Below are 13163 nucleotides of genomic sequence, written 5' to 3'. Positions count from 1 at the left end.
CACCCTAGCCGGACAGGGTGTCGATGAGAAGCGCGACGTTGAGCGCGATGACCACCGCTGCTATCACGGCGAGCAGCGCCGTGGTGGAGGGCTTGTTGGCCCACTTGCCCATGACCTTCTTCGACGAGGTCAGGTAGAGCTGGAGCAGGATGGTGAAGGGCAGCTGGATGGACAGGGCGATCTGCGAGTAGATGAGCCCCGTGAACGGGTCCGGGATGACGAGGATAATCAGGTAGGCCAGGCCAAGGGTCAGGGCGACGCCCAGGCGGGTGTGCAGGTCGCGGATGTCGTAGGGCTCCTTGAAGATGCCCGCGAAGATGGCCCCTCCGGCCATGCCCGCCGTGAGCGAGGAGGCCACGCCCGCCAGCAGCAGGGCCAGGGCGAAGACCAGCGCGGCCGACCCGCCCACCAACGGGGTGAGCAGGTTCTGGGCCTGCTCCAGTTCCGTGACGGCCACGCCGTGGGTGAAGAACGCGGCGGCGGCCAGGAGGATCATGGCGGAGTTGATGGCCCAACCGATGATCATGGACACCAGCGTGTCCAGGAACTCGTACTTGAGCTGGTGGTGGATCATGGAGTCGTTGTCCAGGTTCCACTGGCGGCTCTGGATGATCTCGGAGTGCAGGAAGAGGTTGTGCGGCATGACCACCGCGCCCAGCACGCTCATGATGATGGGCACCGAGCCGTCGGGAAACGAGGGCACGACCCATCCGGCCACGGCCTGGGGCCAGTCGATCCTGACCATGGCCAGCTCGAAGATGAAGGACAGGCCGATGAGCGAGACGAAGCCGATGATGTAGCGCTCGATGCGCCTGTAGGAGTTGGCGAAGAGCATCCAGGCCACCACGAAAAGGCACAGGAGCGCCCCCAGCCACAGGGGCAGGCCGAAGAGCATCTTGAGCGCGATGGCCCCGCCCAGAAGCTCGGCCAGTGCCGTGGAGACCGAGGCCAGCACGGCCGTGCCCAGCACGAAGTTGGACGCGGGCTTCGGCAGGTGGTGCGAAGCGCCCTCCGAGAGGCAGAGCCCCGTGGCGATGCCCAGGTGCGCGGCGTTGTGCTGCAGGACGATGAGCATGATGGTGGAGAGCGTCACCATCCACAGGAGCTTGTAGCCGAACCCGGCCCCGGCGGCCACGTTGGCCGCCCAGTTGCCCGGGTCGATGAAGCCCACCGTGACCAGGAGCCCCGGGCCGATGTACTTCCAGATCTCCAGGGCCATGAAGCGCGGCTTGTGCGAGTAGGCCAGCGCGGTCAGGCGGGCGAAGGGATTCATTGCGGAGCCTTTACGCGCGAGGCGCCCTCACGGAAGGGCGCCTCGCATGGGGTTTTACGGATGGCGGCATCTAGCGGATGCCGCTCATGTAGTCGGCGGCGGCCTTGGACACGATGTCGTAGAAGCTGGGCTCCTTCTTGGACGCCTTGAGCTCGGCCTCGGCCGATTGGGCCTTGTGGAAGGCCTCCTCGAAAGCGCCGGCGTCCAGGCCGGAAATCTCCATCGCCTCTTCCTTGGAAATGCGCCCCATCTGGGCGAACACGGCCGCGGTCACTCCGAGCACCTTGCGGGCGTTGTCCTTCGCCATGGCTTTGCCTCCTTGTTTGCGCTGCCCTGAATACGGTTCAACACAAGCATATCCTGCAAACCGGCGGGATTGTCCAGAAAAAGGGCCCGGGGCGGCCGGGAGGCCACGAAAAAGGGGGGAGCCAAGCTCCCCCCTCGAAGGCTCGGGCGATTGCTTGCCTATTCCTCTTCGTCGAACCACTGGGCGGCCATGACCGGCCCGTAGTACAGGGCTTCGTCCTCCAGCTCCTCCTCGATGCGCAGCAGCTGGTTGTACTTGGCCAGGCGGTCCGAGCGGCAGAGCGACCCGGTCTTGATCTGGCCGGAGTTCACGGCCACGGAGAGGTCCGCAATGAAGGAGTCCTCGGTCTCGCCGGAGCGGTGCGAGACCACGGTGGTGTAGGCGGCCTGCTTGGCCATCTCGATGCAGTCCAGGGTCTCGGTGACTGTGCCGATCTGGTTCAGCTTGATCAGGATCGAGTTGGCGATGCCCTCGTTGATGCCGTCGGCCAGGATGTCCGGGTTGGTCACGAACACGTCGTCGCCCACCAGCTGGATGGTGTCGCCCAGCTTGTCGGTGAGGATCTTCCAGCCGTCCCAGTCGCCCTCGGCCAAGCCGTCCTCGATGGAGATCACCGGGTACTTGCGGGTGATGTCCATGTAGTAGTCCACCAGTTCGGAGGAGGTGAACACGCGGTTCTCGCCGGAGAAGGCGTACTTGCCGTCCTTGAAGAATTCCGAGGAGGCGGCGTCGATGGCCAGGGCGATCTCGGGGCCGGGCTTGTACCCGGCGGCCTCGATGGCCTTGATGATGTACTCGAAGGCCTCCTCGTGGGACTTCAGGTTGGGCGCGAACCCGCCTTCGTCGCCCACGGCGGTCATGTGGCCGTCCTTGGCCAGGATCTTCTTAAGCGCGTGGAAGGTCTCCGCGCCCATGCGCAGGGCGTCGGCGAAGGTGTCCGCGCCCACGGGCACGATCATGAACTCCTGGATGTCCAGGTTGTTGGGGGCGTGCGCGCCGCCGTTGATGATGTTCATGAGCGGCACGGGCAGCACCTTGGCGTTGACGCCGCCCAGGTAGTTGTAGAGCGGCAGGCCCAGGAAGTTGGCCGCGGCGCGGGCGTTGGCCATGGACACGCCCAGGATGGCGTTGGCGCCCAGGCGGCCCTTGTTCTCGGTGCCGTCGAGCTCGATCATCAGGTTGTCCAGGGCGGTCTGGCGCAGGGCCTCCATGCCCACCACGGCCTCGGCGATCTCGCCCTGCACGTTCTCCACCGCGCGCGAGACGCCCTTGCCGCCGTAGCGGTCCTCTTCGCCGTCGCGCAGCTCCAGGGCCTCGCGGGTGCCGGTGGAGGCTCCCGAGGGCACGGCCGCGCGGCCCACGGCCCCGGAATCCAGGGTGACTTCCACCTCCACGGTGGGGTTGCCGCGCGAGTCGAGAATTTCCCTAGCCCAGACAGCAGCGATGGTGCTCATGATTTTCTCCTTTGGGGATGATCGTTGTCTTATTCTAGCGATGGCGGCGGGGGCTGCCCTTCGCCGCCTCTTCATACACGAGACGCAGGCCGTCGAGAAGAAGTTCGGGCCTTACGTTGGCGATGGCGGGGCAGACCCGCGCCAATTGCGCGGCGAATCCGCCCGTGGCCACCACGGTCACGGGTTCGCCCAGGTGGTCCTCCAGGCGGTCGAGTATCCCCTCCACCATGGCCGCGAACCCGAACAGCAGGCCCTGGTTCAGGCTCTCCACGGTGGAGCGCCCGATGGTCAGCTTGAGCGAGGCGGGTTCCAGGTCGATCTGGGGCAGCTTGGCCGTGTCCTGGGCCAGGGCGCGCGCCGAGGAGAGCACGCCCGGGCAGATCAGCCCGCCCAGGTAGCTCGAGCCGCGCACCACGTCGAAGGTTGTGGCCGTGCCGAAGTCCACGCTGACCACGCAGTGCGACGTGGCCGCGCGCCTGGCCGCGTAGGCGGCCACCAGCCTGTCCGCGCCCACCTGCTCGGGGCGCTCGTAGCGGTTCTCCAGGGGCACGGGCACGTCCTCGGGCACGAAGCGCGGGGGCTGGCCCAGGAAGCGGTTGCAGGCCTGGCGCAGCATGGGGTTCACGGGCGGGACCACGCTCACGGCCAGGATGGCCGTGAGGCTCGCGGGGTCCAGGCCCTCGCGGGCGAGCAGCGCTGCCAGGTCCAGCCCGAGCTGATCGGCCGTGCTGGAGCGCGGCGTGGGCAGCACGTAGGAGGACAGCCCGGCCTCGGGGCGGTAGAGGCCAATTTTGATGTTCGTGTTGCCGATGTCGAAAAAAAGAAGGGCCATGTGCGTCTCCGCGCGCGCTTTGGCGCACCGGGAATGGAAGATAAGGCAAAGACGACCTTAAGTAGACTATTTTCCAGGCCTTGAAAAGCTGATACGCCTCAAGTGGGGCACAAGCATTTCACGCAAGAGTCAAGAGGGGGGATCATGGACGCGTCGGCGCTGATACCGGCGGCGGATTCGATTCCGGCCGCGCCGTGGTTTTTCAGGCTTCTGCTGGACGTCACCTTCGCGGTGCACATCCTGCTCGTCAACGCCATGCTGGGGCTGACGCTCCTGGGGTTCGCGCGCTCGCTCAGGCCCTCGCACGGGCTCGGGCGCACGGCCGGGCTGGTGCCCAACATCGCGGCCCTGGCCGTGAACACGGGGGTGGCGCCGCTTCTCTTCGTGCAGGTGCTCTACGGCCAGTTCCTCTACGTCAGCTCCACGCTCATGGGCGTGTACTGGTTCGGCCTGGTGCTGGCGGTCATGGCGGCCTACGGCCTGGCCTACCGCCAGAAGTACGCCCTGCACGCGGGCAAGGGGCCGGGCACGGCGGTCTGGGCGGGCATGGGGCTCCTCATGATCTACGCCACCCTGGTGCAGACGCACAACGCCGTGCTGCTCGTGCGCCCGGAGCTCTGGGCGGGCTATTTCGACAACCCCTCGGGAACAATGACCGCCTGGGGCGACGCCACGCTCGTCCCGCGCTGGCTGCACTTCGTCACGGCCTCGGTGGCCGTGGGGGGGCTGAGCCTGGCCATGATCGGACACGGGCGCGCCAAGCGTTCCGACCCCGGCGGGTGGGCGCTCAAGAGCGAGGGCTTGGCCGTGTTCGGCTGGGCCACGGTGGTCCAGGCCCTGCTCGGGCTCTGGTGGCTCCTGGCCCTGCCGCCCCAGGTGCTCGCGCCCTTCCTGGGCGCGGCCCCGGTGGCCACCGGGCACCTCGTGGCCGGGATCGCTGGAGCGGCGGCCACGGCGGCGCTTGCCTTCAAGGGCAGGCTCATGGCCTCGGCAGGGGCATTGGTATTCACCGTGGGACTGATGGTGGCCATGCGCGGGATGCTCCGCCAGTTCTACCTGGCCCCGCACTTCGACGCGTCCTCGTTGCCGGTCGTTTCGGAGCCGTCCACGGTGGCCATGTTCCTGGGCTGCTTCGCGCTGTCGCTCATCGTGGTGGTCTGGGCCGCGAAACACCCCAAGGCCGACCCCAAGGGGGTGAAGTAGCATGGAATATCCCATCCTCCACTGGAACTTCTGGGGCGGGGGCCTGCTCATCGCCCTGGTGGCCACCATCCACGTATTCATCGCCCACTTCGCCGTGGGCGGCGGGCTCTTCATCGCCGTGATGGAGACCAGGACCCAGCGTTTGGGGCTGACAAGCCTCAAGGACTACCTGCGCCGCTACGCCAAGTTCTTCCTGGTGTTCACCATGGTGGTGGGCGGGCTCACGGGGGTCGGCATCTGGTTCTCCATCTCCATCGGCGCGCCAGGGGCCACCTCTGCCCTGATCCATTTCTTCGTGCTCGGCTGGGCCACGGAGTGGACGTTCTTCCTGGCCGAGATCGTCACGCTGCTCACCTACATGCGCTCCTTCGAGGCCGAGCGCTCGCGGCGCCGGCTGATACTCGCCTGGCTCTACTTCGCCTTCGCGTTCGCCTCCCTGGCCATCGTGCAGGGCTTCATCTCTTACATGCTCACCCCGGGCGACTGGCTGGAGACCAGGCGTTACTGGGACGGGTTCTTCAACCCCACCTACGCCCCGGGCCTGGTGTTTCGCGCTGGCCTGGCGGCCGTGCTCGCGGGCGTGTTCGGGCTGATGACCGCCCAGGGAGTTCCGGACGAGGGCCAGCGCAGGAGCCTCTCGCGCTTCTGCTCGCTGTGGGCCGTGCTGCCCCTGCCCGTGGTGGTGCTGGCCGGGTGGTGGCACATCGCCGTGCTCTCGCCCGAGCAGCAGGCCCTGGCGCTGGGGCGCTCGCCCGAGGTGGCCGCCGGGATGCGCGTGTTCTGGTGGGTGGTCCCCGCCGTGCTGGCGGGCGGGGCGCTCCTGGCCGGGGGGTTGCCGCGCAAGGCCGCCAGGATCGTGGCCACTCTGACCCTGGCCGCGTCGTTTCTCTTCATCGGCTCCTTCGAGTACATGCGCGAGGCCGCGCGCAGGCCGTACCTGATCACCGGCTACATCTACTCGAGCGGCATCCTGGTCTCCCAGGCCAAGGGCCTGGACGAGACCGGCGTGCTGCCAAAGGCCAAGTGGTCCAAGGTGAAGGCCGTGACGAGCGAGAACCGCCTGGAGGCCGGGCGCGAACTGTTCTTCCTGCAATGCGCCAGTTGCCACAGCACGGGCGGCCCCATGCTGGACATCCTGCCCCGCTCGGCCAAGTACACGGCCTCGGGCATGGAGTCGCTGCTCACGGGCATGGGCAAGGTCGGCCGGTACATGCCCCCCTTCTTCGGCACCCAGGCCGAGAAGAAGGCCCTGGCCGCCTACCTCACCGAGGGATTGCACGGGGTGAAGCCCGCGCCCGAAGTGTCCATCGCCCAGGTGGAGGAGTCCGTACCGCCTTTCGACGAGAAAACCTCCCCCTACGTGCTCACCGCCGTGGCGGACAAGGGCGTCAACCTGCTGGCCGACGCCGACGGACGTTTCAGCCTGGGCATCGGGACCCAGGGCGTCACCGCGTACCTCATCCGTCGCGACGCCTCGCCCCAACTGGTCACCGAGAACGTGACCCTGACCTACTCCGTGGACGGGCAGGCCGGGGGCAGCCTGAACCCCTCGGGCCGGGCCTTCCGCGCCGAGGGCGTGAAGGTCTCGCCCTACGCGGCGGGCGGCTTCCAGCCCTATCCCGTGGCCGTGGTCCAGGCGCACGACGCCTCGGGCAAGCTCCTGGCCGAGACCAAGGCGGTGTTGCCCGTCTCCACGGAGCTCGGTTGCAGGAACTGCCACGGCGGTCCCTGGAAGCGCGAAGTGGCGGGCATCTCGCCGCAGACCGCCCAGGACGTGCTCAAGGCGCACGACCGCCTGAGCCTCACGGCCCTGGCCAAGTCCTCCGGTCAGGTGGACTGCCGGTCCTGCCACGACGGCAAGTCCGGCCAGGCCATGAACCTCTCGGCCGCCGTGCACGGCCTGCACGCGGTCTACATGGCCGGTCGCGGGGGCGAGGCCTGCAACATGTGCCACCCCACCGACCCCAAGGGCGCCACGCGGGCTTTCCGCGATCCCCACGCGGCGGCGGGGTTCGACTGCTCCAACTGCCACGGCAAGATGGAGGACCACGCGCTCTCGCTGCTGGTGCGCGAAAAGGAACGCGGCGTGGCTTCCGCCGCGAGGCTCGCGGCGCTCATCAAGCCGACCGGCTCCATGCCCGCGGGGCGCGAGCCCTGGGTGAACGAACCCAAGTGCCTGACCTGCCACGTGGGCTACCAGTCGCCCCAGAACGACCAGGCCTTCGGAGCCTGGACCGCCGGTGAGAAGGAGCTCTTCAAGTCCAAGCGCGACGACCTGGATTCACTGACCTGCGCCTCCTGCCACGGCGCGGCCCACGCGGTCTATCCGGCCCGGAACCCCTACGGGAAGGACCGCGACGTGCTCCAGCCGTTGCAGTACCAGAAGAAGGCCATGACCCTGGGCGGCGCAAAGAACTGCAAGGCCTGCCACACCGTGGACATGGACGCGGCCGCGCACCATCCCGGCATGGGCGTGGAGTAGGGCGGACGCGTCCGCAGCCAGGGATTCCCGTTTCCAGTGCGGCCCAGGCCGGAAGGCCTGGGCCGCTCCTTCTTGACGGACGCTCGCGGAAGATGTTTATCCACAACCCATGGGCACCCCTATTGTTGTTGGGGTGACGGCCGATACTCCCTGCGTGAGAACCGCCATGAAGAAACTCCTTGCCGCGCTGTACATCGTCGCCGCCATCGCCTCGGCGGCATGGGCCCAGAATCCCGGAACCCGGGAGGAAGCCGTGGCTCTGGTCAAGCGGGCGGTGGACTATTACCGGAATGAAGGCAGGGAGAAGGCCTTCGCGGCCTTCAACACGCGAGGCGGGCCTTTCACGGACAGGGATCTGTACATCGTCGTCTACGATCTGGAAGGCAATTGCCTGGCGCACGGGGCGAATCCCAGGCAGATCGGGGTCAACCTGCTGGACATGCGCGACCCGGAAGGGAAGTTGTTCGTGCGCGAACGCGTGGAGCTCGGCAGGAAATACGATTCGTTCTGGCAGAACTACAAGTTCGTCAACCCCATGACGCGCATGATGGAGAACAAGAGCATGTACATGGAGAAGGTGGACGGGCTGCTCATCGGCTGCGGGGCGTATCTGCCCTGACGCGGCCGCGAATCCCTCAATACACGGGCGTGCCGTATCGCCCGGCGAACCCCCTCATTTCACCAACCGGCAACTGCACGAGCACGGGCTTCCTCGACGCGTCCAGCCAGGCGGCCACGCGCTCGAGCTCCGGCAGGGGCATGGCCGTGCAGCCCGACGTGTAGGCCCCCGCGGCCTCGCGCACGTGCAGGAAGATGCAGGATCCGGCCCCGGGCACCGCGGGCGCGGTGTTGTGCTCCACGATCACCCCGAGCTCGTACTGGCGGTCCCGGCGGCGCATGACCTCGAAGCTGCGCCAGTCCCGGTTGTCGATCCCGGAGGCGTCCAGGACGCTGTTGTACCTGGCCGAGGCCGGGTCATCCACGCATTCGTGGCCGGGCGTCACCTGGATGTAGCCGGTCTTCAGGCGGCGCGAGCCCTCCGGGGCGTAGCCGAAGGCCCGGCCCAGGGCGAACACGCCCGCCGGGGCCTTGCCGTCGCCCTCGCGCTTCGTCGGGCCGTCTCCTTGGCCGTTGTCCGCCAGGCCGCGTCCCCAGCCCAGCCCGTTCTTGCCAAGCTCCACCGTGACGGCCTTGCCGCGCTGCTTCCAGGGCTTGCCCGGGGCGCGCTCGAAGAGCCGCATCTCCCCGCGCCGCGAATCCCAGGACTTGGCGGTGACGAGGATCGCCTGCGAGCTTTCGGCCAGGACGTCCGCGGCCGCCGGGGCGGCGAAGAACGCGCCAGCGGCCAGGGCCAGCGCGAGAAGCCAGGCCGCGCGAAAAGGCCCCCGGCCGCGCGCGGGCGCGGACAGGGGGCCTTGGATGCCGGAGAGGGCGTGCGGGAGAGCGGGCGCTAATCCCACTCGATGCCCTTGTACTCGTCGGGCTTGTATTCGATCGCCGGGGCCTTTTCCTTCTCCTGGGCCTCTCCCGCTTCGCCCTTGGGCTTGGCCTTGGACTTGGGGCGCGAGCGCGAACGGGAGCGGGACTTGGGCTTGGCCTCGTCTTCCCCGGCCGCTTCGGCTTCGGGAGCCTCCCCGGCGGGCGCTTCCTCGGCGGGAGCGGGCTTGGCCTTGGCTGCGGGCTTCACGGAAACGGAGTGGAAGCCGTAGTCGTCGTCGGCGTAGTCGTCCTCGTCCCCGGCGCTCTCGGGCGCTTCCCCGGCTGGCGCGACGGACTGGCCGCCCTCGCCCGCAGGCTTCTTCTTGCGGCGGCGGCGACGGCGCTTCTTCTTTTTCTGCTCGCCCTCGTCGGCGGCAGCGGCCTGGGCGTCGGGGCCGGCGGGCGCGGTTTCCGGAAGCTCGGGGGCCTCCAGGAACTCGGCCGGGGCCTCGTCGGCGGGAGCCGAAGGTTCTGCCCGGGCGGGGGCTTCCTCGCGGGGAGCCTGGGCCTGGCGGGGCTTGGCTTCGCGGTCACGGTCACGCTCGCGCCTGGGTTCGCGCTCACGGTCACGTTCGCGTTCGCGGCGCGGTTTGCGCTCGCGATCACGGTCGCGGTCACGGTCACGGTCACGCTCGCGCCTGGGCTCCTCGGGCGCGCCCTCGGGCTGCGGCGGGAGGGCGTGGAGCGTGGCCTGATAGCGCTCGTCCAGGAGCATGGCCAACAGCGAGGCGTCCTCGGTGGCGGCCAGGTCCTTGGCCAGGGGCAGGAAGCGCTGGAGGCGCACCTTCTTGAGCGGCGGCATCTGGCGCAGCTCGGCCTCCAGGAGCGCGGTGAGGCGCTCGGAGACCACGGCCGAGACGTCGTCGTCCGTGGGCGCGGGCTTCTTGAGCAGGTCGATGCCGAAGCGCTGCCCGATGCGCTTGATCGCCAGTTCCTCCATGATGTTCACCAGGGTGATGGCCGTGCCGGAGGCTCCGGCGCGGCCGGTGCGCCCGGCGCGGTGCACGTAGGACTCGGGGTCCTCGGGCGGCTCGTACTGGAACACGTGGGAGAGCTCGGGCACGTCGATGCCGCGCGCGGCCACGTCCGTGGCCACCAGGAAGCGCAGGTTGCCCTTGCGCAGGCGGGCGAGCACTTCTTCGCGCTTGGCCTGGGAGAGGTCGGCGGAGAGCTCCTCCGCGTCGTACCCGAAGCCCTTGAGCACTTCCGCGATGTAGTGGACGTTGGCCTTGGTGTTGGAGAAGATGATGGCGGAGGTGGGGTTTTCGATCTCGATCAGGCGCACGAGGCAGCGGTCTTTGTCGAGCCCCGAAACCTCGTGGTAGACGTGCAGGATGTCCGCCACGTGCACCTGCTTGGCCGAGAGCGAGAGGAAATTCGGTTGGTCCATGAATTCCTCGGCCAGGCGCAGCACGTAGGGCGGGTACGTGGCCGAGAAGAGGAACGTGGAGACGCGGCGCTTGGGCAGGTAGCGCTTGATCTCCTTCATGTCCGGGTAGAACCCGATGGAGAGCATCCTGTCGGCCTCGTCGAAGACGAGCACCTTCAGGTTGTCCAGGGTGAAGTTGCGCCGCAGGAGGTGGTCCAGGATGCGCCCCGGGGTGCCCACCACGAGGTGCGCGCCCGCGCGCAGGGCGTCGGTCTGCGGGCCGTAGCCCACTCCGCCGTAGACCGGGACCACGGTGAGCCCGGTGTCGCCGAAGAGGGTCTCGGCCTCCACGGCCACCTGCTTGGCGAGCTCGCGCGTGGGGCAGAGGATGAGCGCCTGGGTCTGGGCCGAGGAGGCGTCCATCAGGTGCATGATGGGCATGACGAAGGCCCCGGTCTTGCCGCTGCCCGTGCGGGACTGGACCATGAGGTCCTGGCCCGTGAGCAGGTACGGCAGCGACTTGGCCTGCACCGGCATCAGCGCGCTCCATCCGGCGCGAGCCATGGCCTGGCGCAGCGCTTCGGGGAGGTCCTCGGCGGTGATTTCCGGCAGAGACGCCTCCGGCTCGATGAGGGTCTGGAACTCTTCGGGGGATTGTGGAGTGCCTGTTGTGTTGTCCATGGTTGCCTTGGTTGGGTATGATCTTTGAGGCCGTGCGCCGTGGCGCCGGGCAGAGGTGTACAGGCTTTCCCGCAAAAGAAAAAGGCCCTCCTGAAGGAGGGCCTGTGGTTTTCGCGGGCGAAAGCAGGCCTCGCGGATGACGTTAGAAGGCGTACTTGAAAGCCAGGTTGCCGCCCCAGTTGTCCGAGCCCTTGTTGGAGAACTCGCCGATGTGCTGCCAGCGCCCGGCCAGCTGGATGCTCGCGTGGTCGGTGAGGAAGACGTTCATGCCCGCCTCCACGACCTCGGTCAGGTTGTTGTAGTAGCCGTTGCGGGGCACCTTCACCTGGGAGAAGAAGCCGCCCAGGCCGACGCCAGCGAACACGGAGAACTTGTCCTCGTTGATGAAGTGGTAGCGCACGATGCCGATGGGGCTGAACGCGCTGACGGTTTCGTAGTTGCCGTTGCCGGACCACTGGGGGTTGCGCTTCTGGGTGATGACGTAGCCGAGGCCCTCGAAGCCCACGGAAAGGCCGTCGATGAAGAAGTACCCGGCCTCCGCTCCATAGCTGAACATGGACGAGATGCGGCTGTTGGAGTTGCCGTAGATGCCGACCTTCGGCTCCAGGTAGAAGGTTCCGGCTTCCAGGGTTTTGGCTTGGGCCAGGCCCGCGGAAAGCCCGCAAGCCAGAACGAGGCCCAGAACGAGGGTCCTTTTCAAAAACGTGGTCATGGTTTCCTCCTTCGACTGGAAATTCCAGTTGCGGGCATTTATAGCACAGCCGGGACCGATGTCAAAAGCGCCCCCTAAACTTATCGTTAAAAAATGTTCATCGCCGGGATGCAGTCAAGGCCGCCGCATGGAGAAATAACGCATTTCATTGAATTAATGGTAGGCATGCGATGCAAGTGGTTGTCCCTGTTCTTCTTTTGGACGGACTACGGCCATCAGTCCCGCTGGCGCGTTTATTCCCCGGTGCGGCTTTCGCGCACTTGTGCTGCCGGTGCATGGTGCGCTAGAGCCGACGCTTCGGGCGCGCGGAACAGTGCCCGCAAGAGGAAATCCGAAACGATGTCACGGAGTTTGAAGCACCCGGCGCTTGCATGCGCAGCCGCCCTGGCGGCCGCGCTTTTTTGCCTGGCCTCCTGGGCCCATGCGGGGCGGGTAGGCTTCACGGTCACTGCCGTGCTGCCGCACGACCCCGGCGCGTTCACCCAGGGGCTCGTGTACTCGGACGGCTGGCTCTACGAGAGCACCGGGCTAAACGGCCGCTCCACCCTGCGCAAGGTGGAGCCGCGCACGGGCCGGGTGGCCGCCGTCAGGAATCTGCCCTCCGAGTACTTCGGCGAGGGGCTGGCCCTGTGGGGCGGCCGTTTTCACCAGCTCACCTGGAAGTCGCGCGTGGTGTTCGTCTTCGACGCCGCCACCCTGGAGCCCATGGGGACCCTACCCCTGGACCGCGACGGCTGGGGCCTGGCGTCCACACCCCTGGGGCCGGTCAGCAGCGACGGCTCGAACGTGCTCGTCTGGCGCGACCCCGCCACGTTCAAGGCGCTGCGCACCCTGGCAGTGACAGACGGCGGCAGGCCGGTGTACAGGCTGAACGAGCTGGAGTGGGCGGAAGGCTTCATTCTGGCCAACGTCTGGCACGAGGACCGCATCGCCGTGATCCGCCCGGCCACGGGCGAGGTGGCGGCCTGGATCGACTGCTCCGGGCTGCGGGCCGGGCTGGGCACGCTGCCCGAGGAGTCGGACCTCAACGGCATGGCCTGGGACCCGGCGTCGAAGAGGCTCTACGTCACGGGAAAACTCTGGCCGAACATCTTCGAACTGGCCCTGGAGGGGCTGCCCGCACAATGAAGAAAGCACGCTGCCGCAATTGCCGCTACTGGAAGGGGCCCATCCCCAGCGAGAACCGCTACTGCCCGCCCGAGGAGATGGCCAAGGGGGAGTGGGGGTACTGCAAGCGCCACGCTCCGCGCCCGCTGGTGGACAACATCGAGTCCCTGCGCGGCAAGACCTTCGTGGCGGTCTGGCCCGAGACGCAGGCCCAGGACGTGTGCGGAGAGTTCTCGCTGATCCCCCTGCAGAAGGAAGGCTAGG

12 protein-coding genes are annotated in these 13163 nt (G+C 67.6%); 5 read left to right on the top strand and 7 right to left on the bottom strand.

What is annotated here, in order from left to right; all coding sequences use genetic code 11:
- Nucleotides 1-4 precede the first annotated feature (4 nt).
- The 4 genes from ACZ5V4_RS04560 to ACZ5V4_RS04545 all read right to left on the bottom strand — a co-directional run bounded on the left by ACZ5V4_RS04560 (nucleotide 5) and on the right by ACZ5V4_RS04545 (nucleotide 3866).
- On the bottom strand, nucleotides 5-1273 hold the full coding sequence (locus tag ACZ5V4_RS04560) for an Nramp family divalent metal transporter (protein WP_464316987.1): 1269 nt from the start codon (nucleotides 1271-1273) through the stop codon (nucleotides 5-7).
- Between the two features lie 70 nt (nucleotides 1274-1343).
- The gene (locus ACZ5V4_RS04555) at nucleotides 1344-1580 is read right to left on the bottom strand and encodes a hypothetical protein (RefSeq protein WP_464316986.1); all 237 of its coding nucleotides are present in this window, start codon (nucleotides 1578-1580) and stop codon (nucleotides 1344-1346) included.
- 158 nt (nucleotides 1581-1738) lie between these two features.
- Complete coding sequence (gene eno / locus ACZ5V4_RS04550; RefSeq protein ID WP_464316985.1) at nucleotides 1739-3034, bottom strand: phosphopyruvate hydratase; 1296 nt, start codon at nucleotides 3032-3034, stop codon at nucleotides 1739-1741.
- A 34-nt stretch (nucleotides 3035-3068) separates the two neighbouring features.
- A complete protein-coding gene (locus ACZ5V4_RS04545; protein WP_464316984.1) occupies nucleotides 3069-3866 on the bottom strand; it encodes a type III pantothenate kinase in 798 nt (265 codons plus the stop codon).
- Between the two features lie 144 nt (nucleotides 3867-4010).
- Here ACZ5V4_RS04545 and ACZ5V4_RS04540 point away from each other — a divergent pair, with 144 nt between their 5' ends.
- The 3 genes from ACZ5V4_RS04540 (at nucleotide 4011) to ACZ5V4_RS04530 (ending at nucleotide 8170) form a co-directional block, all read left to right on the top strand.
- Entirely contained in the window at nucleotides 4011-5069 is a 1059-nt protein-coding gene (locus tag ACZ5V4_RS04540; RefSeq protein WP_464316983.1) for a hypothetical protein, read from the top strand.
- 1 nt (nucleotide 5070) lies between these two features.
- Nucleotides 5071-7551, top strand: a complete 2481-nt coding sequence (locus ACZ5V4_RS04535) for a c-type cytochrome (RefSeq protein ID WP_464316982.1) — start codon at nucleotides 5071-5073, stop codon at nucleotides 7549-7551.
- Nucleotides 7552-7717: 166 nt separating this feature from the next.
- Nucleotides 7718-8170 carry a cache domain-containing protein gene (locus ACZ5V4_RS04530; protein ID WP_464316981.1) on the top strand — a complete coding sequence of 151 codons (453 nt, stop codon included), beginning with the start codon at nucleotides 7718-7720 and terminating at the stop codon, nucleotides 8168-8170.
- A gap of 16 nt (nucleotides 8171-8186) precedes the next feature.
- Here ACZ5V4_RS04530 and ACZ5V4_RS04525 read toward each other — a convergent pair whose 3' ends face one another.
- The 3 genes from ACZ5V4_RS04525 to ACZ5V4_RS04515 form a co-directional block, all read right to left on the bottom strand.
- Nucleotides 8187-9011, bottom strand: coding sequence for a L,D-transpeptidase family protein (locus tag ACZ5V4_RS04525; RefSeq protein WP_464316980.1), 825 nt, complete (start codon nucleotides 9009-9011; stop codon nucleotides 8187-8189).
- Nucleotides 9002-11080 (bottom strand): DEAD/DEAH box helicase, encoded by a 2079-nt coding sequence (locus ACZ5V4_RS04520; protein ID WP_464316979.1) that lies wholly within the window; start codon nucleotides 11078-11080, stop codon nucleotides 9002-9004. The genes ACZ5V4_RS04525 and ACZ5V4_RS04520 overlap by 10 nt, the downstream gene beginning before the upstream one ends.
- A 142-nt stretch (nucleotides 11081-11222) precedes the next feature.
- The gene (locus ACZ5V4_RS04515; protein ID WP_464316978.1) at nucleotides 11223-11792 is read right to left on the bottom strand and encodes an outer membrane beta-barrel protein; all 570 of its coding nucleotides are present in this window, start codon (nucleotides 11790-11792) and stop codon (nucleotides 11223-11225) included.
- A 339-nt stretch (nucleotides 11793-12131) separates the two neighbouring features.
- Between ACZ5V4_RS04515 and ACZ5V4_RS04510 the strand changes: the two genes are divergently transcribed.
- Both ACZ5V4_RS04510 and ACZ5V4_RS04505 read left to right on the top strand, forming a co-directional pair.
- Nucleotides 12132-12920 carry a glutaminyl-peptide cyclotransferase gene (locus ACZ5V4_RS04510; protein WP_464316977.1) on the top strand — a complete coding sequence of 263 codons (789 nt, stop codon included), beginning with the start codon at nucleotides 12132-12134 and terminating at the stop codon, nucleotides 12918-12920.
- The gene (locus ACZ5V4_RS04505) at nucleotides 12917-13162 is read left to right on the top strand and encodes a hypothetical protein (protein WP_464316976.1); all 246 of its coding nucleotides are present in this window, start codon (nucleotides 12917-12919) and stop codon (nucleotides 13160-13162) included. The genes ACZ5V4_RS04510 and ACZ5V4_RS04505 overlap by 4 nt, the downstream gene beginning before the upstream one ends.
- Nucleotide 13163: the final 1 nt, after the last annotated feature.

Source organism: Fundidesulfovibrio sp. YSD1 (assembly GCF_055397115.1).
This window is presented reverse-complemented; position numbering and strand designations above follow the sequence as displayed.